The organism is Chryseobacterium sp. A321 (assembly GCF_054489265.1).
On the sequence record NZ_JBTMWZ010000001.1, the window covers coordinates 1,131,592 to 1,156,186 of the forward strand.

At 33.0% G+C, this 24,595-nt stretch carries 19 protein-coding genes and 2 pseudogenes; 16 read left to right on the forward strand and 5 right to left on the reverse strand.

The genetic code is table 11. The annotated features are described in order from the left end of the window. The 13 genes and pseudogenes from ACX3PZ_RS05420 to nagB all read left to right on the forward strand — a co-directional run bounded on the left by ACX3PZ_RS05420 (position 1) and on the right by nagB (position 14,568). On the forward strand, positions 1–654 hold the full coding sequence (locus ACX3PZ_RS05420; protein WP_459112133.1) for a NeuD/PglB/VioB family sugar acetyltransferase: 654 nt from the start codon (positions 1–3) through the stop codon (positions 652–654). A gap of 4 nt (positions 655–658) precedes the next feature. After that, positions 659–1,549, forward strand: coding sequence for a glycosyltransferase family 2 protein (locus ACX3PZ_RS05425; RefSeq protein WP_459112134.1), 891 nt, complete (start codon positions 659–661; stop codon positions 1,547–1,549). Further along, positions 1,539–2,756 (forward strand): hypothetical protein, encoded by a 1,218-nt coding sequence (locus ACX3PZ_RS05430; protein ID WP_459112135.1) that lies wholly within the window; start codon positions 1,539–1,541, stop codon positions 2,754–2,756. The genes ACX3PZ_RS05425 and ACX3PZ_RS05430 overlap by 11 nt, the downstream gene beginning before the upstream one ends. A 48-nt stretch (positions 2,757–2,804) precedes the next feature. Beyond that, the gene (locus ACX3PZ_RS05435; protein ID WP_459112136.1) at positions 2,805–3,947 is read left to right on the forward strand and encodes a glycosyltransferase; all 1,143 of its coding nucleotides are present in this window, start codon (positions 2,805–2,807) and stop codon (positions 3,945–3,947) included. A gap of 352 nt (positions 3,948–4,299) precedes the next feature. Further along, a pseudogene (locus ACX3PZ_RS05440) lies at positions 4,300–4,458 on the forward strand (DapH/DapD/GlmU-related protein); the annotation flags it as partial. Positions 4,459–4,467: 9 nt separating this feature from the next. Next, positions 4,468–6,579 carry a bi-domain-containing oxidoreductase gene (locus ACX3PZ_RS05445; RefSeq protein WP_459112137.1) on the forward strand — a complete coding sequence of 704 codons (2,112 nt, stop codon included), beginning with the start codon at positions 4,468–4,470 and terminating at the stop codon, positions 6,577–6,579. A gap of 47 nt (positions 6,580–6,626) precedes the next feature. Then, complete coding sequence (wecB, locus tag ACX3PZ_RS05450; RefSeq protein WP_459112138.1) at positions 6,627–7,718, forward strand: non-hydrolyzing UDP-N-acetylglucosamine 2-epimerase; 1,092 nt, start codon at positions 6,627–6,629, stop codon at positions 7,716–7,718. 481 nt (positions 7,719–8,199) lie between these two features. Beyond that, the gene (locus ACX3PZ_RS05455; protein ID WP_459112139.1) at positions 8,200–10,068 is read left to right on the forward strand and encodes an alginate lyase family protein; all 1,869 of its coding nucleotides are present in this window, start codon (positions 8,200–8,202) and stop codon (positions 10,066–10,068) included. Beyond that, positions 10,068–11,300, forward strand: coding sequence for a glycosyltransferase family 4 protein (locus tag ACX3PZ_RS05460; protein WP_459112140.1), 1,233 nt, complete (start codon positions 10,068–10,070; stop codon positions 11,298–11,300). Before ACX3PZ_RS05455 ends, ACX3PZ_RS05460 begins: the two co-directional genes overlap by 1 nt. A gap of 2 nt (positions 11,301–11,302) precedes the next feature. Then, entirely contained in the window at positions 11,303–11,914 is a 612-nt protein-coding gene (locus ACX3PZ_RS05465) for a sugar transferase (RefSeq protein ID WP_459112141.1), read from the forward strand. Positions 11,915–11,927: 13 nt separating this feature from the next. After that, complete coding sequence (locus ACX3PZ_RS05470; RefSeq protein WP_459112747.1) at positions 11,928–12,533, forward strand: acetyltransferase; 606 nt, start codon at positions 11,928–11,930, stop codon at positions 12,531–12,533. Positions 12,534–12,563: 30 nt separating this feature from the next. Next, complete coding sequence (locus ACX3PZ_RS05475; RefSeq protein ID WP_459112142.1) at positions 12,564–13,703, forward strand: DegT/DnrJ/EryC1/StrS family aminotransferase; 1,140 nt, start codon at positions 12,564–12,566, stop codon at positions 13,701–13,703. Positions 13,704–13,782: 79 nt separating this feature from the next. Then, positions 13,783–14,568 (forward strand): glucosamine-6-phosphate deaminase, encoded by a 786-nt coding sequence (gene nagB / locus ACX3PZ_RS05480; RefSeq protein WP_459112143.1) that lies wholly within the window; start codon positions 13,783–13,785, stop codon positions 14,566–14,568. Between the two features lie 16 nt (positions 14,569–14,584). Here nagB and ACX3PZ_RS05485 read toward each other — a convergent pair whose 3' ends face one another. The 4 genes and pseudogenes from ACX3PZ_RS05485 to ACX3PZ_RS05500 all read right to left on the reverse strand — a co-directional run. Beyond that, complete coding sequence (locus ACX3PZ_RS05485; protein WP_459112144.1) at positions 14,585–15,445, reverse strand: hypothetical protein; 861 nt, start codon at positions 15,443–15,445, stop codon at positions 14,585–14,587. 1 nt (position 15,446) lies between these two features. After that, entirely contained in the window at positions 15,447–16,460 is a 1,014-nt protein-coding gene (locus ACX3PZ_RS05490) for an AAA family ATPase (RefSeq protein WP_459112145.1), read from the reverse strand. A 2-nt stretch (positions 16,461–16,462) separates the two neighbouring features. After that, positions 16,463–17,752 carry a GmrSD restriction endonuclease domain-containing protein gene (locus ACX3PZ_RS05495; RefSeq protein ID WP_459112146.1) on the reverse strand — a complete coding sequence of 430 codons (1,290 nt, stop codon included), beginning with the start codon at positions 17,750–17,752 and terminating at the stop codon, positions 16,463–16,465. A gap of 129 nt (positions 17,753–17,881) precedes the next feature. Continuing rightward, positions 17,882–18,084, reverse strand: a pseudogene (locus tag ACX3PZ_RS05500) (integrase core domain-containing protein); the annotation flags it as partial. 800 nt (positions 18,085–18,884) lie between these two features. Between ACX3PZ_RS05500 and ACX3PZ_RS05505 the strand changes: the two are divergent. From ACX3PZ_RS05505 to ACX3PZ_RS05515, 3 genes are all read left to right on the forward strand, one after another. Further along, positions 18,885–19,838, forward strand: coding sequence for a HamA C-terminal domain-containing protein (locus ACX3PZ_RS05505; protein ID WP_459112147.1), 954 nt, complete (start codon positions 18,885–18,887; stop codon positions 19,836–19,838). Continuing rightward, positions 19,835–20,548, forward strand: a complete 714-nt coding sequence (locus tag ACX3PZ_RS05510) for a DEAD/DEAH box helicase (RefSeq protein WP_459112148.1) — start codon at positions 19,835–19,837, stop codon at positions 20,546–20,548. Before ACX3PZ_RS05505 ends, ACX3PZ_RS05510 begins: the two co-directional genes overlap by 4 nt. A gap of 223 nt (positions 20,549–20,771) precedes the next feature. After that, a complete protein-coding gene (locus ACX3PZ_RS05515) occupies positions 20,772–22,355 on the forward strand; it encodes a helicase-related protein (protein ID WP_459112149.1) in 1,584 nt (527 codons plus the stop codon). 1,572 nt (positions 22,356–23,927) lie between these two features. On the opposite strand, the gene ACX3PZ_RS05520 is transcribed toward ACX3PZ_RS05515, so the two are convergent. Further along, positions 23,928–24,593, reverse strand: coding sequence for a response regulator (locus ACX3PZ_RS05520; RefSeq protein ID WP_459112150.1), 666 nt, complete (start codon positions 24,591–24,593; stop codon positions 23,928–23,930). Positions 24,594–24,595 lie beyond the last annotated feature (2 nt).

Consider the following 24,595-nt stretch of genomic DNA (forward strand, 5'->3'; position numbering starts at 1 on the left):
ATGAAAAAATTAATAATTTTAGGAGGTCGAGGAATCGGTATGATTGCCGCTTCTGTTGCAAATGACTTGGGTACTTATGAAGTTTTAGGTTTTCTTAACGATGTTGTTCCTATCGGTGAAAAAGTAGGAATATATAATGGTTATAAGGTTATTGGCGTATCAAGCGATGTAGAAAAATACTTGCATGATGAAAATGTTTATTTCTTTATAGGATATGTTGGAATGAAAAATGAAAAAGAAGTTTTTAATAAAATTACTTCATTAGGAATTCCTTCTCATCGGTTTGCAACACTAATTCACCCTACAGCGATTATTCCCAAAGGATTTTGCTCTATTGGCAACGGCGTATTGATGGCACCACTAGCACAATTGTCACCTGATACTACTGTCGAAGATAATTGTATTCTTCTTGCAAATTCATTTTTAGGTCATGATAGCACAATGAAACGTTTTTCACATATTACCGCAAATAGTGTTGTAGGGGGAAATGTTTTACTAGGAAGAGGTGCTCACGTAGGAACAAATGCTACTATTAGGGAAAACGTATCTATAGGTGACTTTGCTCTGGTAGGTTCAGGTTCTGTTGTATTAAAAGATGTTTCAGAGAATTCAATAGTTGTTGGTAATCCAGCGAAGACTTTAATAGATAGGTAGTAACATGATGCAGCCATTAGTGTCAATATGTTGTTTAGCATTTAATCACGAGAAATACATCCGTGAATGTCTTGACGGCTTTATTAAGCAAAAATGTGATTTTGAATTTGAAATATTAATTCATGATGATGCCTCGACTGATGGAACACAGGAGATAATAAAAGAATATCAATTAAATTATCCGAAAATTGTTAAGCCGATCCTCCAAACTGAAAATACATATTCGAAAGGAATAAGAGCGACAATAGAATATAATTTTCCACGAGCAAAAGGAAAATATATCGCTATGTGTGAAGGAGATGATTATTGGATTGACCCTTTAAAGTTACAGAAACAAGTGGGGTTTTTGGAAGAGAATTCAGACTATAACTTTTCAGTAGGTAAAGTTTTAACAATAGATGAATTTGGACGAAAAAACAAGATTCATGAATTTGCTGATCCCAGTAAACGTAATTCCTATACGTTAGAAGATTATATTACCTACAGATTTTCGCAAACATCTAGTTTTTTATTTAGAAATGATTTTACTTTTCCGAATTTTTTTAAGAAGGCGTTTAGTGTTGATCAAGCATTAGTGATATGTGCAACGAAAGATAAAAATATTTATTTTCATGATGACATATTTTCTCATTACAGAATAAATAGCAGTAGCGTGAGTTTTACAACTTCGCAGAAGGAAAGATATACTAAGATGATTCAGTTTTGGAGAGATGTAAAAATATTCACTGAGAATAAATACCGAATATCTATATTCATGAATCAGCTATTTATTGAGAGCCACATTTTATCTGCAAAATATGATCTATATAAACCTATACACTTTATCATTAAAGGTATTTATATAATGCGGATAAAAACTCTATATAAATGCAAAGAATTGTTTTATGGAATATAAGGCACTGATACCTTTTTTAGTATTTCTATATATATTTAATCTGGCATATAGAAGAAACAATAAAATAAGTATGACTATTGTAGGTCTATACTTAACTTCGGCATTTTGCTCATTTTTCATGGATGTAGAAGTTATGCCGTCACACGATTTTGAACAAGATAGTGTCCTGTATTTTATTTTATACACACTTCTATTGGTGCCATTTTTACTTTTGACCTTACATATTAAGCCGTTTGTTTCTGTTCAACAACTTCCAAAAGGGAAATTATTTAATGCCATAATTGTTATCCTATCCTTTGGAGCTATATTTTCTATTATTTATTTGACGCCTTATGCGATACAATCTTTGTCTGTTCCTGCATATGAGGTGCGGCAGTCAATTACAGAATCGAGTGTATTACCGCCTAATTTATTAACTACAATTGCAGTTGGATTTCCCACTTTTTATTTTGTATATGCATTCATTTTCTATGTGTCACTGATTCAGAAAAAATCACTAATTATACAAAGTTCCATGCTGATAGGTGTTTTGAGTTTTATAGTAAATGTTTTTACCGTCGCAGGTAGAGATGGGGTATTATTTTGTGGGTTGGCGCTCATTATAGGCTATTTTCTTTTTGAACCACTGATTCATCAAAAGACGCAAAAGATGATGAAAAGACTCTTTATTTTAGGATCAGTATTATGCCTACTAATAATAGTTTCGATTACTGGGGAGCGTTTCAGTGATAGTAATGCTGCAGGTTTTAATTTACGAGCATTCAAGGTTGGAATAGTTAGCTACTTAGGCATGCAGCCATACATTTTTAGCGATTGGCTTCAATATAACGACTTCTTTAATTCAGGTTATTCTCATTTTAGATTAATTGTTGAGAATTTTGGAGTTGTCGAACCTGTAAATCCACGTGCTTTTAGAGAACCCTACACATGGATGTTTGGTACTTTTTTAACGGCATTTTATGCTATATCTGGATTTACATCATTATTTATAGTGAGTTTTATATTCTGGGCGTATTTTAAAGTTAATTTAAAATTAATTATTAGAAAAAAGATGCAGCCTTTAGGTATATATTTTTTTCTAAGTTTATTCTTTCATTTTATAATTTCAGGTCTATTTTACTTTAGACTTGGTAATAGTGGTGGAAATTTGTTCATTCTAATGAGTATATTTGCTGCGTTTTATTTTAAAAAAAGCATTAAATTATAAAAATAAATAACTTATAAAACTAGTGTGTAAGGTTAAAAAATAATTTTAATGAATATATTGATAAACTTATTACCCATTAAAAAAGGGGGTGGGCAACAAGTGGCCTTTAATTTTGTATCTCATTTAAAAGAATTTACAGATATATCTGCATTCTATGTAGTTACAAAGGGAACTATTATCCATCAAAAAATTATTGATTTAGGCATCACTAATTTTATCGCGATAGACGATTCGTTATTGGAACGCCTTAAATTTCAGAACTTTCATCTTATAAAATATATAAAAGATTACAAAATTGATTTAATTTACACTTTGTTTGGGCCAGGGCTTCACTGCAAAAATGTTAAATCTGTAACAGGTTGTGCATATTCTAATCTTTTTTTTCCCGAAGTGGATTTTTGGAAAGATCATTCTTTTTTACAAAGGTGTAAATTGAAAATCATTGATAAATATAGACTCGCAAGTACTTTGAAATCAGATGCGATTATTTTCGAAAATGCTGCCATGCAACGTCGTGCCTCAGAACTTTTCAATTATCCTTCAGGTCAAACTGTTTTAATTCTGCCATCAATATCTGAGCATGTGGAAAGTTTAGATGACAAAAGCATTATTACAAGTAGATTAAAAGTAGTAGACAAGCAACAATTCAATATTTTGATGTTAACTGGGTGGCACAAAAATAAGAATATCACACAAGTTCCATTTATTCTATCTGAACTAAAAGTAAGAGGGTTTGAAGATGTCACTTTCGTGATTACTGTTTCTAAGTCCCATCCTGAATCTGTTAAGCTAAATTCGGTTGCTAAATCGTTAGGAGTTGAGAATAATATAATTTATTTTGATGCAGTGAAGCCTTATGAAGTCCCATCGCTTTTCGATGCTATTGATGCAGTGGCTTTACTAAGTTTATTAGAGAGTTTTAGTAATAATATTATTGAAGCTTGGCATTTTAGAAAACCGCTGTTTATTTCTGATGAAAAATGGTCGAGGGGGATTTGTGATAATGCCGCAATATATGTTAAAAGAGATAATCCAATAGATATAGCAGAACATATTATAGAATTTCGCTTAAACAAGGATTTGCAAAAAGAGGTTACTGTAAAATCGCTGGATATCTTAAAAAATTATCCAAACCCGGTAGAAAAAGTTGCTTTACAGGTAGAATTTTTAAAAAGCTTAAATAATGAGTAAAATGATCAAAAATTTTTTGGTTTGTACCTATGAGCTTATCTCCTCAATTATTTTTGGATTGCCAAGACATCAACTTTTTAATGTTATCAAAAGTAATTATATGCGTGTACAGGGGTCGAAAGTAGGAAAGTCTATTACTTATTATCCTGGTATAAAAATCAACCCTTGCTCTAAATTAGTTTTAGGTGATAATGTCGATCTCGCATGGGGAGTAATTATCACTACTGGCGGTGGTGTTGAAATAGGTGAAAGAACTTTGATAGGGTATAGAACATTAATATCATCCGCGAACCATATAATTCCTGCCAATAAAGAAAAAATATTTTATTCTGGGCATATTCCAGAAAAGGTTGTTATTGGACCTGACGTATGGATAGGTGGTAATTGCGTGATTACAGCCGGAGTCAAAATAGGTGAAGGTGCTGTAGTAGCAGCTGGTAGTGTAGTAACCAAAGATGTAGCTCCATTTACTATAGTAGGTGGTGTACCTGCAAAATTAATTAAAGAAAGAAGTTAAGTTATGAAACAAATCATACAATCCTTTAAATCAGGACAGACTATTTTAGAAGAAGTTCCAGCACCACAAGTGGCAAGAGGAGCAGTTTTAATTCAAACCACAAGATCATTAGTTTCGTTAGGTACGGAACGAATGCTGGTTGAATTTGGTAAATCTAATTTAGTTTCAAAAGCACGTCAACAACCTGATAAAGTAAAACAAGTTCTTGATAAAATTAAAACCGAAGGACTAATGCCAACTCTAGAGGCTGTTTTTAATAAATTAGGTGAGCCACTTCCATTAGGTTATTGTAATGTGGGAAAAGTAATTGCAGTTGGTGAGGGTGTTAGCGAATTTAAAGTGGGAGATCGCGTTGCTTCAAATGGTCAGCATGCTGAATTTGTTTCAATTCCTAAAAATTTGGTCGCTCATATTCCTGATAATGTTTCAGATGATGAAGCGGCTTTTACTGTTATTGGTTCTATAGGGCTGCAAGGAATTAGATTATTAGATCCAACCTTAGGAGAAACTGTTGTAGTAACTGGATTGGGTTTAATTGGTCTTTTAACAGCGCAATTACTTATCGCAAACGGGTGTAAAGTTATTGGAGTTGATATTGACGAAAGTAAATTAGCTCTGGCTGAACATTGGGGAATCATTCCTTTTAATCCTCGCAATGGTGATGTCGTTAAATTTGTAGAAGAAAACACCAATAATGTGGGGGCAGACGGTGTTATTATTACTGCTTCTGCTAAAACCGATGAGATCATATCACAAGCTGCAAAGATGTCTCGGAAAAGAGGTCGAATTGTTTTGGTTGGAGTAATTGGGCTAAATTTAAGTAGGGCTGAATTTTATGAAAAAGAACTTTCGTTTCAAGTATCTTGCTCATATGGTCCTGGACGATACGACGAGGATTACGAAAACAGAGGAATAGATTATCCTTTGCCTTTTGTAAGATGGACAGAAAAAAGAAACTTTGAAGCTATTCTTCAATCTATTTCCTCAGGTAAATTACAGGTAAAAGAAATGATTACCGAGATTATCCCTTTAGAAAATTATCTAGATATATATGGTGAAATAGGTGCAAGTAAATCAATTGCTTCAATTCTAAAATATAATGAAACTGATGCTATTCCTCAGAATACAATCCAATTAAAAGAAGCAAATTATTCGGCTCAAAAAGGGGTTATTGGGATTATAGGTTCGGGTAATTTTACAAAAATGACTATGCTACCTGCTCTTAAAGGGAGCGGTGCTTTTTATAAATATATTGCAAGTCGTGGTGGTGTAAGTGGAACTGCGATGGCACAAAAGCATGATTTCTCGCATTCTACAACGAATGTTGATGATGTTTTGAAAGATCCAGAAGTTGATTTGATTATGATTACTACAAGACATAATCTGCATGCATCGATGACTGTGAAATCGTTGGAAGCAGGCAAACATGTGTTTGTGGAAAAACCTTTGGCGTTGAATGCAGAAGAATTAAATTCGATAATCAATGCTCAGCAATCTTCCGGGAAAACCGTAATGGTCGGTTTTAACAGACGATTCTCTCCACATGTAGAAAAAATGAAATCACTTTTAGGTAATTCTCAAATGAACGTGATTGCAACCATGAACGCAGGGAATATTCCGGCAAATGTGTGGGTACATGATATGTTAGTTGGAGGTGGTCGAATCATTGGCGAAGCATGTCACTTTATTGATTTGATTACCTATTTAACAGGTAGTAAAGTTAAATCAGTATGTATGAATGCAATGGGGGAAAATCCAGAAGAGAATACAGACTGCGCGAGTATTTTGCTTAAATACGAAAATGGTTCTACTGGAGTCATTAATTATTTCTCAAATGGTTCGAAATCGTATTCAAAAGAAAGGATAGAAGTATATTCGCAAGAGAGAACGCTTATTATGGATAACTTCAGAACAACAGAAGGTTTTGGATTTAAAAACTTTTCAAAATTAAAAACGAAATTAGATAAAGGACATAAAGCACAATTCCATAAGTTGATTAAACAAATTCAAGAAGGTGGGTCAGAATTAATTCCCTTTGAAGAAATTATTAATACTACCAAAGCTTCTTTTGCAGCGATTGAAAGTATGAAGCAAAATAAATGGATTAATTTATAAAAATTATTTCAGAAAATTTATTGATATAATGTAAATAAAAGAATACTATGTTAGTGACAATCATAGCCGGAGCCCGGCCAAACTTCATGAAAATTGCACCAATAGTACATGCAATTCAAAAATCTAAAAGTTCTGGAAATGACATCGATTTCCGCTTAATTCACACTGGTCAACATTACGATAAAAAAATGTCGGGTGACTTTTTTGAGCAATTGCAAATTCCTGAGCCACACGCTAATTTAGCAGCAGGTGGTGGTAGTCAAGCTGAACAGACGGCGGCTATCATGATAGGCTTCGAAAGAGAATTGATCGAAAATCCTCCTGATTTAGTTTTGGTTGTTGGTGATGTTACTTCTACGATGGCATGTGCAATCACTGCACAAAAACAAAAAATAGAAGTTGCTCATGTTGAAGCAGGTATCCGCTCGGGCGATTGGTCTATGCCAGAAGAAATAAACCGTTTGGCTACTGATGCTGTTACCAATTATTTCTTTACCACTTCTGACATTGCCAATGAAAATCTAAAAAAAAGCGGTGTTGAAGATGATCGAATTTTTTTCGTTGGAAATACGATGATTGATACTCTGCTGAAGCAAAAACCAAACTTTAAGCGACCGGAAATTTGGAATACTTTACGTTTAGAAGAAAAGAATTATATCATAATGACTCTCCATCGCCCAGCGAATGTCGATGAAGAATCGAAATTAAAAGAGTTAATGGATGAGATTGTGGATAACACACAAGATTTGCCTTTAATATTCCCTGTGCATCCACGTACGGCTAAAATACTCAAAGGCTTGGGCGTTTCTCATCCTCGTCTACATATGGTTGAACCACTCAGTTATTTAGAATTTAATTATTTAGTTGAAAAAGCCAAAGCAGTCGTAACAGATTCTGGAGGGATTACAGAAGAAGCATCAATCATGAATGTACCCTGTATGACCTTAAGAGATAATACGGAACGACCTGAAACGATTCATTTGGGAACCAATGATTTATTGGGAACCGATCCAAAAGCAATCGCTCCTGCCATGACCAGACTTTTTGATGGAGGTTGGAAGCAAGCACAGGAAATTCCTATGTGGGACGGTCATTGCGCAGAACGCATTGTTGCCAATTTGCTTAAATTACAAAAATAAATAGGTTCAATTTTTTAGCGTATTTAGAAATAGAATAAAAGCTTCAACCTCGATCTTCTTTTGATATAATAATGATAAATTGTGAGATTAAAGAAAACTGAGAAGTAATTAAGGAAGTTGGGACCGTACTTCTACTTTGCAAATTATTCAATGTGCTTAATTGTCTATTTTCAATTTTATCTTAGTCACATTCAAAATCACTAATGCAAGTGTTTTACGTAAAAATATAGTTTATTTCGGGAAAATTTATAATATTGAAAATTATGTTTCAATCTAAAAGAATTTTCAAAATTAGAGACGACTATGGAAATGGGGGATAGAGAGCTATTTCATACATTAGTAAAGAGAACAATAATAGGAGCTTCTTTTTTAATTTTAATTGATGCAATTATTCGTACAAAAAAAAAAGGACATTCAATTGAAGCAATTCAAATTCTCAAAAACAATTGTGGTTACTTATATTGATTTTAAATGAATTTAAATGAATTTAAAACTGGCAATACAGCTTTTTAATAACATGGGTACACGATATGTTTCATATCGTGTACGTCATGAAATGGAAAAAAGGCTTGGAATGCTTAAGAAAAAGCATCCGCAAAATCTGATCCTGAAGAATTCAATTTCATTAACAAAATGGAAAGCAAGTACTAATACATTTGTAATTGATTCGAAGGAAGATCTACGTGGTCCTAAAACGCCTAGTTTAGAACTGCAGGAAAAAGTTAATCGTATTTTCGAAGGCGAATTGCAGTATTTTAATTCGGAATGGATAAGAATTGGAAAAGATTACGATTGGCTTACTAACCCTTCTAATAATTTCAGATACGATATTGCAAAACATTGGTCTGAAATTCCTGATCTTTCACCCGAGGCTGGAGATATAAAGTTCGTATGGGAGAAGTCCCGCTTTTCTTATCTCCTAACGTTAATTAGATACGATTATCATTTTGAAAAAGATCTCGGTGAGGTTGTTTTTTCTGAAATTGAGTCGTGGATTGATGCAAACCCTATCAATCAAGGCCCCAACTGGCGCTGTAGTCAAGAAATTTCCTTACGCATTTTTAATTGGTGCTATGCTTTATATTATTATAAAAATTCCGTTTCATTTACGGAGAGGCGCTGGGAAAAAATCCAACACGTGATTTATGCCTCACTACATCATGTCTATCATCATATAGATTTCTCAAGAATTGCAGTACGAAACAATCACGCAATTACGGAAACGCTATTCTTAACCTTATCCAATATCTTGTTTCCATTCATACCAGAAACCAAGCAATGGTCCGAGAAAGGACTTAAATGGTTTGAAAAGGAAATTAAATATCAAATTTATGGTGATGGTACCTTTTTACAGTTTTCGATGAATTACCATCGGGTAGTAATACAATTGCTTTCGTTTGGCATTTCAATTTTTAGTAAAAATAATCAAACTTTCAGACCGTTTGTTTATCAAAGAGCTTATAAATCGTTGAATTTTCTGTATCAATGTACCCAAGATGAAAATGGTTGGTTGCCAAATTATGGTTCGAACGATGGAGCCTTATTCTTTCCATTAACGGATATGAATTACCGTGATTATAGACCTCAATTAAATACTCTACATAAAATATTAACAGGTCACTCACTATACAATGATAAGTTAATTAGCGAAGACTATAATTGGGTGCAAGGGAAATTAGCTACAAAAAATTTTGATGTCTTAACCAAACATAAAGGCGTTCAGGAATTTGAAATAGGTGGATATTATTTATGTAGAACCGGTGATTACTTTACTTTTATTCGATGCGGAAATCATAATGATCGACCAGCGCAGGCGGATAATCTGCATATAGATTTATGGTGGAAAGGCGAGAATATATTAAGAGATTCCGGAACTTATAAGTATAATACTAGTATCGATTTGCTTACCTACTTTATGGGCTCTAAGTCTCATAACGTAGTGATGGTTGATGATCATTCTCAAATGTTGAAAGGTGGACGATTTATTTGGTATTATTGGACTCAAAAGAAGTACGCGAGGTGGCGTGAAACAGATTCTCATTTTATCTTTACTGGTGAGATAACGGCATTTAAATTTTTAAATTTAAACGCGACTCACAAAAGAGAAATTCGGATCTCCAAGCTCGGTGGTTCCTGGGATATATGCGACACAATAAACGGCTTGGATGATAAAATAAAATCCCAAATTTGGCATCCTAACAGTTCTTTATTATCGATAAGTTCCGATAGTCATGAATCAATTAATTTTACGTCCTTTAATTCCAACTATTACGGTCATTATTCGAATGAACAATCCGTATATTTCAAATTTGGTAAGTCTATAAACTCAACGATAACCTATAATACATAATGAAAATTCTTTTACTACATCAATATTTTTTAGAAGATGATGATCCTGGGGGTTCACGCTGGAATGAAATGACAAGGACTTGGGTTTCTCAGGGGCATGAAGTTACAGTCATTGGCGGAATGATGCATGCTAATGGGTTAGAAAAAAGAGCAGAATATAAAGGCAAGTACTTCTTGAAAAAGAAACAAGGTGATGTCACGGTATATAGAGCGCATGTTTCAGAATCCTATAATAGTGGTTTTTTAGGTCGATTGTGGGGCTATTTTTCATTTATGTTTTCCTCTTTAGTTGCTGGAATATTTAAAATTTCCGGGAGATTTGATGTTATAATTGTGACTTCCCCACCATTATTTGTTGGAATTTCGGGAGTCCTAATCTCCTTCTTCAGAAGAATACCAATGGTTTTTGAAGTAAGGGATTTATGGCCAGAATCAGCAATAGATACTGGAGTTTTAACAAATAAGTTTATTATCAAAATCGCCTATGCTGTGGAGAAATGGATTTACAGAAATTCAAACTTGATTAATGTATTAACACCAGCATTTTATAAAACGCTCCAAAACGAAAAGGGGATAGTTGAAAAAAAATTAATTATGATCCCAAATGCAGCTGATTTCACATTGTCTGAAGCAGTTTTAAGAGATTTTAGTCGCGAAGAATTTCGTAAGGAAAACAATTTAGAAGGCCGATTTGTGATCACCTACGTTGGCGCACATGGAGTGGCAAACCACTTAGATCAAATTTTAGACGCTGCAGTTCTTTTGCAGGATACTAATGTGTTATTCCAGCTAATTGGACAAGGAATGGAGAAGGCTCGTTTGAAAAAGAAAGCGGAAGAAATGAAGCTTTCAAATGTAAAGTTTGTAGATTCAGTTCCTAAAAAAGAGGTTTTTAAATATATTATAGCATCAGAGATGGGGGCATCTGTATTAAAAAAAGTAGATACTTTTAAAACTGTATATTCAAACAAAACTTTTGATTATTTCTCCTGTAAAACCCCAATATTAATGGCAATAGATGGAGTGTCAAGAGAACTTTTAGAAGATGCGAAAGCAGGTACATACGTTGAACCAGAAAATGCTCATGAATATAATCGAATTATCCGAAATTACATAGCTAATCCAGAAAGGCTCAAAACAGAAGGTGAAAACGGTTATAATTATGCTAAACTTAATTTTGATCGAGAATTTCTTGCGAATAAGTACTTAGAGGAAATTAAGAATTCAATTTAATTATGTATAGGTTTTTTTTAAAAAGAATTATAGATTTCAGCGCAGCAATGATTGGCTTACTTATACTGAGTCCAATATTTATTTTTGTCATGGTTGGTCTGTTCTTTGCGAATAGTGGTAAACCGTTCTTTTTTCAAAGGCGACCTGGAAAGGCTGAAAAGATTTTTAAAATCATTAAGTTTAGGACAATGAATGATAAGAAAGATCGTAATGGAGAGTTACTATCCGATGCAGAACGTTTGACTCCGATTGGTGCTTTTGTAAGAAGAACTTCGTTAGATGAAATTCCACAGCTAATCAATGTCTTGAAAGGCGATATGTCCTTAATAGGACCGAGACCATTGCTTCCGCAATATTTACCTTTATATAATGAGTTCCAGAGAAGAAGACATGACGTCCGTCCAGGAATTACAGGATGGGCGCAAGTTAATGGCCGAAATGCCATATCATGGGAGAAAAAATTTGAACTTGATGTTTGGTATGTAGATCATCTTAATTTTAGAACGGATCTTACTATATTTGTTAGAACATTCTTAAAAGTGTTTAAAAGTGAAGGAATATCCCAGGAAGGACAAGTAACTGCAGAACCATTTAGAGGGAATATTAAGACATAAAAGTATGGTAGAAATTTATTTAATTGGTGCTAGTGGTCATGGAAAAGTAATTGCAGATATTGCGGAGCTTAATGATTTCAAGATAAAGGCGTTTATTGATGAAGACAAGACAAAGAATTCATTCGTGGATTATCCTGTACTACATACGTTCCCACAAAACAAAGTAATTGCAACCATATGTATTGGCAATAATGTAATTAGAAAGAGAATATATGAGGCAAATACCCATATGTCATTTCGGACTTTAATTCATCCCAATTCTACTGTCTCTAATCGTGCAAAAATAGAAGAAGGTACCGTAGTGATGGCAGGGGTTACCGTAAATTCAGAATGCATGATTGGGAAGCATTGCATATTAAATACAAATGCTTCGATTGATCACGATTGCGCAATAGAAGATTTTGCTCATATATCTCCTAATGTAGGATTAGCCGGAAATGTTACAATTGGAGAAGGTACCCATGTTGGTATTGGTGCCAATGTAATTCAAGGCGTTAAGATCGGAAAATGGTGTACAATCGGTGCAGGAGCTGTAATTTTAGGAGATGTACCAGATTATAGTACCGTTGTCGGAAATCCAGGTCGAATAATTAAAAGTATCTTGAAACCCTTCCACTGAATAAAATCAACGAAATAACACAAAACAGATATGAACTCAAAAATATGGCTTTCGTCTCCTCATATGGGAGGCAATGAACTAAAATATATCCATGAAGCATTCGAGGCTAATTGGGTAGCTCCACTAGGTCCTAATGTAAATGGTTTCGAAGAAGATATCGAAAAATATCTAAAAGCGGATATTAAGGTTGCCGCTCTTTCAGCTGGGACCGCAGCATTGCATTTGGCGTTGATTGAGTGTGGTGTTAAGTCGGGAGATGAAGTGATTTGTCAGTCCATGACCTTCTCAGCTTCGGCAAACCCAATTGCTTACCAGGGTGCACTTCCCGTATTTGTCGATTCCGAACCTGAAACCTGGAATATTTGTCCGGTAGCTTTGGAAACCGCGATAAAAGATCGAATCGCAAATGGGAATACACCCAAAGCTATTATAGCGGTACACTTATATGGTATGCCATTTAAGGTTGATGAAGTAATGGCTGTGGCAAACAAGTACAATATTCCAGTGATTGAAGATGCTGCTGAAGCATTGGGGTCCACGTATAAAGGAATTGCTTGTGGAACTTTCGGTAGATTTGGAGTCTTATCCTTTAATGGAAATAAGATCATTACAACATCTGGTGGAGGTGCACTAGTTTGTCATTCTAAAGAAGATAAAGATCAGGCCGTATTTCTTTCAACTCAAGCTAGAGATCAAGCTCCGCACTATCAACACTCTCAAATTGGATACAATTACCGAATGAGTAATATCTCGGCTGGAATAGGAAGAGGTCAAATGGAAGTCTTAGACGATCGAGTAGAGGCTAGAAGACTCATGAATGCATTTTATCAAGATCTACTACAAGATGTTGAAGGTATAACTGTGTTTAATGAACCGAGTGAAGACTATTTTTCAAACCATTGGTTGTCCGCAATTGTCGTAGATGAAGCCACCGCAGGTTTTAATAGAGAAGATCTAAGATTAGCCTTAGAGAAAGAAAATATTGAATCTAGACCGCTTTGGAAACCAATGCACCTGCAACCCGTTTTTCAAAGTTCTCCTTACTATGGTGCTTCAGTAGCAGAAGACCTTTTTATTAATGGCTTATGTCTACCTTCTGGATCCAACTTATCTAACGACGACCGAGAGCGTATTAAGAACGTGTTCAAAAGATTTACCTCTAGAAAATAGATGAAAGAAAGCAAGAAATTCAGTTTGGGCGCGATTTCTTAAATTGCGCCCAAAACTATTTTACATATATACACACTTGATGGAAGATATTCAAACGGCTTCAACGCCTAAAAACATAACGGTTTGTAATTCTCGTGAGGAGGGTTCACTAAAAGTGGCTGAACTAATTGCAAATGAAATAAAAGCAAAGCAAGAAAAAGGCGAAAACATCGTACTAGGACTTGCGACCGGTAATACTCCAAAAGATGTCTACAAGGAATTAATTCGTATGCATAAGGAGGAAGGACTGAGCTTTAAAAACGTAATTAGTTTCAATTTGGATGAGTACCATCCTCTGGCGCCTGAACATCATTTGAGTTATCACCGTTTTATGGATGAGCAATTGTTCAACCATGTGGATATCAATCGAGAGAATATAAATATTCCTACTGGGATTTGCAAAGTTGATGATGTTGAAGAGCATTGCAATAGCTATGAAGCTAAAATAGAAAGCTTAGGCGGAATTGATTTACAACTGTTAGGAATTGGACGTAATGGTCATATTGGTTTTAATGAACCTGGTTCTGAGGCAAATTCAAAAACAAGAAAGATTGAGCTACATGAGGTAACGCGTGGTGATGCCTCAAATGAATTTGAAGGTTTAGAGCATGTGCCACTTCATGCCATTACAATGGGAGTGGAGACCATCACCAAAGCCAAGAAGATTGTTCTCATGGCTTTTGGAAAGGGTAAAGCTGAAATTATGAAGCAAGCAATTTCAGAACCTATGAATTCTAAAGTGCCAGCATCCTACCTGCAGACTCATAGATCAATTGACTATATACTTGATAAAGAAGCAGCTACTTTACTAAGTCAGACCCATTAATTTTTTACATAAAATTTTAATCACTAAGTCTATGTGTAAGATCAAACTCTAGAATCCTAAATACATCACCTATTCTAAATCCAAATACTCTGAATTTTTTATTTACTCTAAATTTATATATTGGTGCATCAGGATGATATTGTGCAAAGTAGTCTTGTTTATGATGTTTTTTGAAATCAAACCCCGTCTTACCTTTCCCTTTTCGTGATTGACTCAATATTTGAGACCACTCACTTTCTATAAACATTTGGAAACTACTATTAAACAGTGCCTCTTCTTTTTTTTGTAAAATTAGCCCGAAACTTTTTTTCTGATTTATTTGCGTAAAATCTAGTTTAGATTTATCATAATAATTTTTACAAAATTTCTCGAAATCAATTATTTTACGATCATACAGTATTTTAATTAATTCTTTCGAATCTGTGAGGTTAGCAATTTTTTCAGATACTGTGTTTTTTTTTATAGTCAGAATATTTTCACAGTAATTAGATGGAGTAAACGATATAAGGAGACTTTTACGTTCGTAACATTCTGCTAATGCAGAATCATTCACAGCAGTTGTATTATATATGTATTTAGAATCATTATCACATTTTTTACTAGTGTCCCAAAAAGGATCACTAATGATTTTTGATAATTCGGACTTTAATTTTCTTATTTCATCTGATTTACTAAGTACGCCATTAGTCATTACCGTATGCAACGACTTACCCGCATAAATTTTACGAGAATAAATATCCGATTTTTTAAGTATGGAGATACAGGTGTTTTTCTGGAGTTGAAAGAATTTAAGTATATCTGTAAGACCTGTTTCTCTGAAATTTTCTGAAGAAGAAAATTGATCATGAAGAGAAAGTTCATTTAGTATTAATTCCATTTTAAACCAGATCTAATAATTCATCCAAGTCATTATCAAATTGATCAAATAAACCATCTTTTAAATTCAATATTCGTCCATCATTATTTAATTTTATTAAATGGTTGTGTGAAATATTATTTTCATCTAATTCAAAGAAATGAATTTTAACTAAATCATTTTGAATTTCTTTTCGATGAATAGATTTACGCACTCCATTAAAAATATGATCAGAATGTGTTTCTACAATTAATTGAATTCCAGCTTTCGCCACAAAACATAAGAATGACGCTAATTCTGATTGTGCTTTCGGATGCAAATGAATTTCCGGATTTTCTATAACAATCGTCTCATTATTGTCCGCGTTTAAACATAAAATAAGAATTCCAACTATGTAACTAATACCTGCACCTATATGATACGGTCTAACATGCTTATTATCTCTATAAGAATAGTTAGCTGTAATAATATTTCCTGAAGTGATATTATCCAAATTAATAGTAACATTAAGAATTTTTTTCAACCAATAGTTAACGTGATAGTCTAGGGTATTACTTTGTTGATCAAAAACTAGATTTGGATTAATAGTATTGCTTGAATTTTGGTATAAATAATCGATTAAAAATTCTGCATTTTCCCCAATAAAGTTCTTTTTGGACGTTATCTTATGATAGAAATCCTTTGGCCCAATTCTATTTGCTGAAATGTAGTTAATTTTATTGTATTCACCATTATTATTAGGATTAATACTGGATTCATTAATACATAAATCATACGTTATATTCTCTTGCTCAATTCCGATTTTTACAGTATCTCTTCTTACGATAAAATTTCTGATTTCATCAAAATAGCCTAAATTAAGCCATTTACTATTAAGTGAAGCTTCTTCACTCATGCAATTATCAATTAATAACAGTGCTTGTATTACAGATGACTTACCTGAAGAATTAGTGCCACAAAGAATATTAAGATTTCTAAGTTCAACCTTAATACTATCAAAACATTTAAAATTATCAATTACAATTTTAGTTATCATTTCTACAGCATTTTTATTAGTTCTATTGATTCGTCAATAATATCAAATCTTCTTTGTACTGATTTATTACTATCGACAGTGTAAGTTAAGCTTCTAACAAAGTTGTAATCTTCATTTCCAGTATCTTTAAACCTTGTATTATTTTTAAGATCGTTATATTCTTTAATAATGAATTTTTCATTATTTTCAAAGTAATCTTCAATCTCCATGAAAAAATACATAAATACTTCAAAAAGAGCCATATTTATTGGTCTTCTAATTTTACCATCTTTTGGTAGTCTAAAACAATCATCACCAAACAATCTAAAAGCATTTTCAACTGCCTTATTAAAAGACCTGAATAAATCATCATAAAAGGAATCTTTGGAACATAAATTATCAAGTTCATGTTTTGAATAACTTTGATTTTTTAGATCTATAATATCAAAACGTTTTTTATTCATAAATTTCATAGACTTAGCTAAGAAATCTTCTAAATCACTTCTATATTCAATTTTACTTTTATTATTCGAGTCAAAATCAATTGAAATATCTTTTTTCCACAAGTAAAATGAGAGTGTTCTTAGAATTAAATATCTATCTTTCATTCTATGTGATGGGATATTGGATGTAACTGATCTAAAAACATCTAATCTACTTAGAGTATTAAGAAATTTTGTGGAACTACCTTGATAGATAGCATTTCTCATTTCTTGATTATTTAATCTTGTTCCACCTCTATTCACTCGATCGAATAAATCATAAGTTAACCTTTCCGGCGTTGGTTCTTTTATAATATGTAGAACTAGATTTACATCTTCAATTTTACCTCTAATATTCGCTTTTAAAAAGTCTTTATGATTGCTTGAAGGATCTTCATTTTCTTTCTCTTCATCAAATTTAAATCCGTTATAATCTTTTAAAATTGATAAGGATGACAAAGCAAATCTATTATCCATAAAATCAAATATTGTTGATAATCTTTGCCTTCCATCAATAAGTATCCAATTTCCTTCTTTATTTTCTTTTATATACAAGATTGGCAATGGAATACCTATAATAATAGACTCAATTAGTTCAGATTTTTGTTTTGGATTCCAAACACCAGCTCTTTGAAATTCTGGGTCAAGTTTAATTATATTACTCTTGTATTTTCTGTAAAGCTGAAATGCAGATAGAGAGTCTCTAGCAATATTTATATTTTTGTATGGATATATATCTTCTTCACTTTCGTCGCTGTGAGTACTTAATGTTTCCTCTCCCTCAAAGTCGTGATTTTGGTCATAAAATAAATCTCTTGTATTTTCTTCCATTAATATTTACTTTCGTTATTTACAATAATTTTAATGCTAAGTTATTCTGTAATCTCACCCAACTTAGGAACACCCAAAAGTAGAGTTTTTTGTTAATATTGACCTCCCCCCCCCGATATATGGAACAATCTAAAGTAGAGAAATTTGTATTTTTTGACTGTTTTCAACGAACTCGTTTGGCGTTAAATTCCCCAGTGAACTATGAGGTCTATAACTGTTGTATTCCTCTTTCCAAGCATCCAGCTTTTGCTGTGCATAAAACTCTCTATAAATGTATTATCCGTAGGCTATCCCGGCCTGGAAAACTCCAATTCTATTTTTCTTTCATAAGCCCACCTGTCCAATGCTTTGCTGATAAACTCTGGTCCATTATCAATCTTAATACACTTCGGATAGGCTTGCTGCTCAAAGGTAACAATTATTTATATTTCAGCAACGTCCTCTCTTAATGGAAATTCCGGAATGAAGAATTTACGGCTATAATTATCCACTAAACTTAAGACCCTGAATTTATTGCCAACAAACAAGGCATCGCTCATAAATTCCATGCTGCAGCACTCGAGTAAACTAGAAGCAATACGATAAGTAGGAACCCGGAAGCGTTCAAATTTTATTCTTTTGTTTCGTTTTTTCTCAGATTCAATTCTTCACAATAGATTCTGCAGACTCTTTTGTGATTGTGCTTCCAGTCTTCTCGTAACTGATGAATAATTATACGATATGCGTTGTAGGGTACATGTATGTAAGAACGTTAAGAGCTTCATTCGCAGCGCTGAATCAGCTCTCCGATCTGGTTCGCAATAATAAACACTGGGCTGCAAAAATAAAACGGCAACTTCTTCGCTGAGAAACCTGGTAATCTGAGAAAAAAGCCGCAGCTTTCAAGTATAAGTTAAAAAAGCAAACGGCAGAATGGCAGTATAGTGTCAAAAATCATTCACCTAACAGATGAATTTGAAAAAAAATATTTTAATAATAAATAAGTAATTATAATACTTTCATTAGAAAACAAAATAATCCTCTGACAGACAGTCATCTTAAATTGTTTATCTTTACCTGAAAGGAAAATTAAGATTAATAATTTGAATTATTGAAAATTCAAAAAAGAGGTTGGGTTTTATTCAGAATAGTTATGAGTAGATTAGATGCAGCATTAGATAGGTTATTCATTCAATCAAGAGGTGAGATCAATTCTCGGATTGAAGAAATAACTTCTTGTATTGATATTTATGAAACACAAGCAAAAGGTTATTGCTATTGTTTGAAAATTGATGCTAATGGAAATCTTCGTCTCAAAGATTTGATAGATTTTATTGACACAAAGATTATTGAATATGCCATTCCTAAAAAAGAGATTGATGAAGCCAAACAATATTTCATTGAAACAAATTCGCCTTCAAAAATAGATGCATTAAAGAAAAAAGCAAAAGGGCTTTTTACTGATTTAGAAAAAACAGGGGAAGGTGGCGAAATTCTGTTATATATTCTTATTCAGGAATTTTTAAAAATACCTCAACTAATAAGTAAAATGTCTTTAAAGACATCGGGGCAATTACACTATCAAGGTGCTGATGGAATACATATAAAATATGACAATGATACAGAGTTTCTAAGTTTGTTTTGGGCAGAAGCTAAAATGTATCAAAATATAAATAATGCAATAACAAATTGTTTTGACAGCCTTAAAGGTTTCCTATTAGATACGCAAGGACACAATTCAACACAAGAAAGGGATATACAATTAATTACTTCAAATATTCAAGCTAATGTAAATGATACAGAGTTAGAAGATATTTTGGTAAGATATTTTGATAAAGATGATGACCTTTCAAACAATGTTGTATATAAAGGAATTTGCTTTATTGGTTTCGATTATGATAAATACCCGATTAAAAGCGATTTATCAAAAAAAACAGAGGATATTAAAAATGCTATTCTTGCTGAACACGAAAAGTGGTATAGTACATTGAGTAATAAAATTAAATCTCATATAAATCTTAATACTAAAGAAATCCACGTTTTTTTAATGCCATTCCCTTCCGTAGCAGAATTTAGAAAACATTATCTTGAAACATTAGGACAATGATTGCTGATAAGATATATAATTTGGAAAGTTTTATCCGGCAATATGATGCTCTACTGATATTGTCGGTATGTGATACAATTCCACAATTAGTTTGGGAACAAGACAGGCAATTATTAATAAGTAGAATTGATTGGAATAATTTATTAAGTATTGCATCTATACTTTGCTATTCTTCTAATAGTCAGCATTTAGACTCTGCGTTACGAATTGCTCAAACCTGCATATTACAAGAAACTTGTACGGAAAATCAAAAAAATGCCTCCGCATTCATATTGGATACATTGACAAATAAACCCTCTATCAAAATGGCGATAGAGAAACAGTATCTTAAAGATGATTATAAAGATAATTACCCCCTAACCCTCAAATTACAACAATACCAATCTGATTTTGAACATACAATTTTAGTTAAAGATAAAGCAATTTCTCTAAATAGGTTTCAGAAAAATGTATATGAAGTTCATAAGCAAAATGAAACTATAAGTATTTCTGCTCCAACTTCCGCAGGTAAATCATTTATTCTTTGCACTATTTTGCTTGAAGAATTATTGGAAGGAAATAAAAACATTGTCTATTTAGTCCCAACAAGAGCGTTAATAAGTCAAGTAGAAAACGATTTGAGAAACCTCATTAAAGAATATGAATTAGACTCAAATGTAAATATAACAACAGTTCCCCCCCCAAGAAGATATAGAGCAAAACAGATCTAATGTCTTTGTTTTCACTCAAGAAAGGTTACATTGGTTTTTAATTGGTAATTATTCGGCACAAATAAATCTACTTATTATTGATGAAGCTCATAAAATAGAAGATGGTAACAGAGGAATACTTCTACAGCAAAAGATTGAGGAAATCGTAAAGCAGAATGCTACAATTAAAGTTTATTTTTCAAGCCCTTTCACGTCCAATCCTGAAATATTGCTTGAAAATGTTATGAATGATAGCCGAAAAGATAAGGTAAACACGCAATTTGTTTCTGTCAATCAAAATTTGATTTATACTTCACAAATTCCTCGAAAACCTAAAGAATGGCAGCTCAATATATGCACTATTGAAAAAACGATAACGATAGGAAAACTGGTGTTATCGGATAGACCCACGAGCGAGTTACATAAGATAGTACACATTACAGAACGTTTTTCAGACGGAAGCGGTAGTTTAATTTATAGTAATGGTGCTGCGGAAGCAGAAAAAATAGCACTGTTACTTTTTGACCTATTAAATGGACAAACGACAGATTCCGATATAAATCAGTTAATTCAGTTAGTTAAAAAAACAGTTCATAAAGAATATGCTCTCGCAAAGGTACTTCAAAAAGGAATTGCCTTTCATTATGGTAATATGCCTTTATTAATAAGACAGGAAATAGAAAGATTATTTTCAGATGGAAAAATTAAATATCTTGTTTGCACAGCCACACTTTTAGAAGGTGTAAATTTACCTGCAAAGTCGATTTTCATTAGAAAACCAACTCGGGGTAGAAATAATCCACTTAATCAAAATGATTTTTGGAATTTAGCAGGAAGAGCAGGAAGATGGGGAAAGGAATTTAGTGGAAATATTGTTTGTATTGAGCCTACGGACTGGGAAATCCAACCCGACCCTAATAAATCTAAACAAGAAATAAAGCGAGCAATAAATGTTATAGAAGAAAATGGCGAAGAACTTTTGACTTTTATTCGCAATAAAGCGCCGCGAAACGAAGCTAATAAGCGACAGGATTTAGAATTTGCTTTTGGTTATTTCTATATAAAGCATATTCTGAATAAAGAAATTCCATTAGAAAGCCCATTTTATAATGATTTGTTAGAGGAATTAACCAAGGTATCTTCGAAGGTGCAGTTGCCAGATTACATTATAAAAAGAAATCCTGGTATTTCACCTCTTGCGCAACAGGCTCTGTTTGATTTTTTTGGAGAAAATCTGGAAAGTATTGAAGAATTAATACCTGTTTATCCGCACGACACCAATGCTTTCGATGAATATACAAAGTTAGTAGGTCGAATTGGAAAAACTATATCAGACTATCCTTTTGTCTTAAATACCTCTCGTTCAGTTTTACTTATAAATTGGATGACAGGAAAGCCTTTATCATATATTATTCGTAAGAGTTACGAGTCATATCAAAACAACCCAACTTATAAGAATACAAAAACGCTTCCTGTTGTAATAAGGGAAGTAATGCAGAACGTTGAAAACTTTGTGAGGTTTAGATTTGCCAAAGATTCGAGTTGTTATATTGATATTCTTAGATACTTCTTGGAATTACATATGCGACAGGATATATTAGAGGATATTCCACAATTAAGTTTATGGTTGGAGTTTGGTGTTTCCCAAAAAACACATCTTTCCTTATTGTCGTTAGGTTTAAGTAGAAATACTGTTATTGAATTGACAACCTATATTGTTAATACTCAAATGTCAAAGGAGGAAAGTTTAAACTGGCTTCGTGAACAAAATTTGGAACATTTGGATTTATCATCAATTTTTATCCAAGATATTAAAAAAGTCTTATAACTACCACTAAGAGTGAAAACTTTGCACTAAGATGGAAATGAGATACAAACGCAGAAGCTCGCTGAAAACAAGAAGCGCTCTCCTACTTGTGCTAACTGTTTAAAACCTACCACAGCGTTTTTTAGATTCTGACGTACATTCTGCCTCATGTATTGATGATGACATGTGGGAGACATTTACTGTTTTCACCTACATAGTTTCGTAGAACAAAGAATTTATAGGTGACCAATATTGTAATGATTAAAGTAGGTCAATTCCCATGTAATTATAATTTCATTAAAGATTAAACTTGAGATTTATAATTTAAGCCTATCTTCATGTCGTTCAACCATAGAGTTTTGCGTTGGTTTTCCGAGCTGAATATAATCAAAGACAATTTCAATCTTGTTGCACTAATTTTTAAATCTTTGTGCAATGAATTCAGGGCCGTTATCTACTCTTATTTTTCAGGTTTACCCACGCCAGTCGTTCATTTTTTCTAGCTTTGAAACTACTTTTACTGAAGGTAAACTGGTATCAATGATAATATTTAAAATTTCTCTGTTAAAATCATCAGTAACATTAAGTCTCGCCCGATTTATCCACTAATCATAAAATATAGCTATTTACGGTTTTCCGTAGTTTTTATTCACTTTTTTATTGCAAATTAGCTATAATAATTAAAAAAGTAAAATTATTATGGCAAAAACAACTCCGTGGCACAGCACTGAAAAAAATGCTAAGGTCCATCACAACAACACAAGTTGTACAGAAGGTAACAACATTGAAAGTCGAAACAGGAAGGCCGGGACAGGTGGAAAACCACTCTGCACGCACTGTTCTAAACTTTCATAAAATTGTTTAATCCGCCTCATAATATAGGCGGATTTGTTTTTAATATGTGAAACTACATGTTGACTTTCTCCCGTAAAACGGTATCAATTAAAAGTAGAGATTTTTTGATCTAATTCTTAATTTAAATAAAGAAAAGTCAGATGAAAAAGAGCAGAGTTACAGATAGCCAGACTGTTTTTCGTTCACCTCGTGATCCTACAAACAAGCTATGTCCCTTGTAGTTGCACGACATGGTATTTTTCACTTATTTTTACTGGCAGTTTACTTTCTTCTACTTGGGGTGGTAGTTTGAAACATCGAATTTCAGTTTGACATGATTCTAATTTGCGCCGATAAAAGAAGTAATAAAAAAGTTTAGCAAAAATAGGGTTATATGTTTGTGTTTTATTTTCTAAAATCAAGTTGTAAGTCATGTAGAATTGCAGTTTTTGCATCTGTTGGATTTGGGGAAATATACTTTTGCCTCTTTTGTCGCAGGCTCACAAGATTGAAATTTCCCAAGGTACAGTCTATTAGAAATATTAGGTAGAAGTTTACAATCTTCGTGATGCACTACGTGATCACCGTTTCGTTGTGCTATTTTGCTAACATAATATTTTTTCATGATAAAGTAATCTTAACGGATTTTACATTTTAAAAGTACTGCCAATTCCTTCAACGTCCTTACGGTTACCCATAAAATAGGTGACTTTCTATAAAATAGAAAGTCACTAGAAATTTATATGTTGAAATGTGTTTTTAAATTACCCCTAAATCTTTGCAAAATGCAATCAGCTGTTCATTGTTGTTCATACTCAATTCCTCTTTGAGACTATTTAATCTTTTTTCCACGCTGCTAAGGCTGTTAGGTTTGATATCATTGGTTGCGAGATAGGTGGGTATGTTCTTCTGCAAAATACCTTGTGAGAGAAGCGAGATTAAAGTAATGTCATAGGAAGTAAATTCATAGCTGTTTAATTTTTTTACTTCCTGATTTATTTCCAAAGCAAGATGGTTTTTACCAGCATAAACCGTATCCATTGCTTTTTTTAATTCTTTCGCATCATTTCTTGCCTTACGAACATATCCGTTAATGCAGCTTTCCTTGAATAGCGTATCAATGATTCCGGATTTATGTTCCGCCGAAAAGAAAATCACTTTTATTGAGGGGAGGATTTCTCGAATTGCGTCGACCATTTCTCTACCATTTTTTAATTTCTGTTCTCTATGATCAGTATCAAAATGGAGATCCGTAATTAGAAGATCGTAAGGGGAATTGTCCCTAATGCTGTTTTTGACTTTTGCAACTGCGTCATCACAATAATGCACATAATCAACTACAGGGATATTCAGATCTTGTAGTGTTTTCTGTAAGGAAAGGTTTTGCATCTCGTGATCTTCCGCAATTAAAACTTTTTTAAACATAG

Bases quoted from the DNA above. Each gene is read 5' to 3' on its own strand.
- ACX3PZ_RS05485 (WP_459112144.1), bottom strand. From the start codon at position 15,445: ATGGAATTAATACTAAATGAACTTTCTCTTCATGATCAATTTTCTTCT.
- ACX3PZ_RS05495 (WP_459112146.1), bottom strand. From the start codon at position 17,752: ATGGAAGAAAATACAAGAGATTTATTTTATGACCAAAATCACGACTTT.
- ACX3PZ_RS05510 (WP_459112148.1), top strand. From the start codon at position 19,835: ATGATTGCTGATAAGATATATAATTTGGAAAGTTTTATCCGGCAATAT.
- wecB (WP_459112138.1), top strand. From the start codon at position 6,627: ATGTTAGTGACAATCATAGCCGGAGCCCGGCCAAACTTCATGAAAATT.
- ACX3PZ_RS05465 (WP_459112141.1), top strand. From the start codon at position 11,303: ATGTATAGGTTTTTTTTAAAAAGAATTATAGATTTCAGCGCAGCAATG.
- ACX3PZ_RS05445 (WP_459112137.1), top strand. From the start codon at position 4,468: ATGAAACAAATCATACAATCCTTTAAATCAGGACAGACTATTTTAGAA.
- ACX3PZ_RS05455 (WP_459112139.1), top strand. From the start codon at position 8,200: ATGAATTTAAAACTGGCAATACAGCTTTTTAATAACATGGGTACACGA.
- ACX3PZ_RS05475 (WP_459112142.1), top strand. From the start codon at position 12,564: ATGAACTCAAAAATATGGCTTTCGTCTCCTCATATGGGAGGCAATGAA.
- ACX3PZ_RS05515 (WP_459112149.1), top strand. From the start codon at position 20,772: ATGAATGATAGCCGAAAAGATAAGGTAAACACGCAATTTGTTTCTGTC.
- ACX3PZ_RS05520 (WP_459112150.1), bottom strand. From the start codon at position 24,593: ATGTTTAAAAAAGTTTTAATTGCGGAAGATCACGAGATGCAAAACCTT.
- ACX3PZ_RS05425 (WP_459112134.1), top strand. From the start codon at position 659: ATGATGCAGCCATTAGTGTCAATATGTTGTTTAGCATTTAATCACGAG.
- nagB (WP_459112143.1), top strand. From the start codon at position 13,783: ATGGAAGATATTCAAACGGCTTCAACGCCTAAAAACATAACGGTTTGT.
- ACX3PZ_RS05435 (WP_459112136.1), top strand. From the start codon at position 2,805: ATGAATATATTGATAAACTTATTACCCATTAAAAAAGGGGGTGGGCAA.
- ACX3PZ_RS05460 (WP_459112140.1), top strand. From the start codon at position 10,068: ATGAAAATTCTTTTACTACATCAATATTTTTTAGAAGATGATGATCCT.
- ACX3PZ_RS05490 (WP_459112145.1), bottom strand. From the start codon at position 16,460: ATGATAACTAAAATTGTAATTGATAATTTTAAATGTTTTGATAGTATT.
- ACX3PZ_RS05420 (WP_459112133.1), top strand. From the start codon at position 1: ATGAAAAAATTAATAATTTTAGGAGGTCGAGGAATCGGTATGATTGCC.
- ACX3PZ_RS05430 (WP_459112135.1), top strand. From the start codon at position 1,539: ATGGAATATAAGGCACTGATACCTTTTTTAGTATTTCTATATATATTT.
- ACX3PZ_RS05505 (WP_459112147.1), top strand. From the start codon at position 18,885: ATGAGTAGATTAGATGCAGCATTAGATAGGTTATTCATTCAATCAAGA.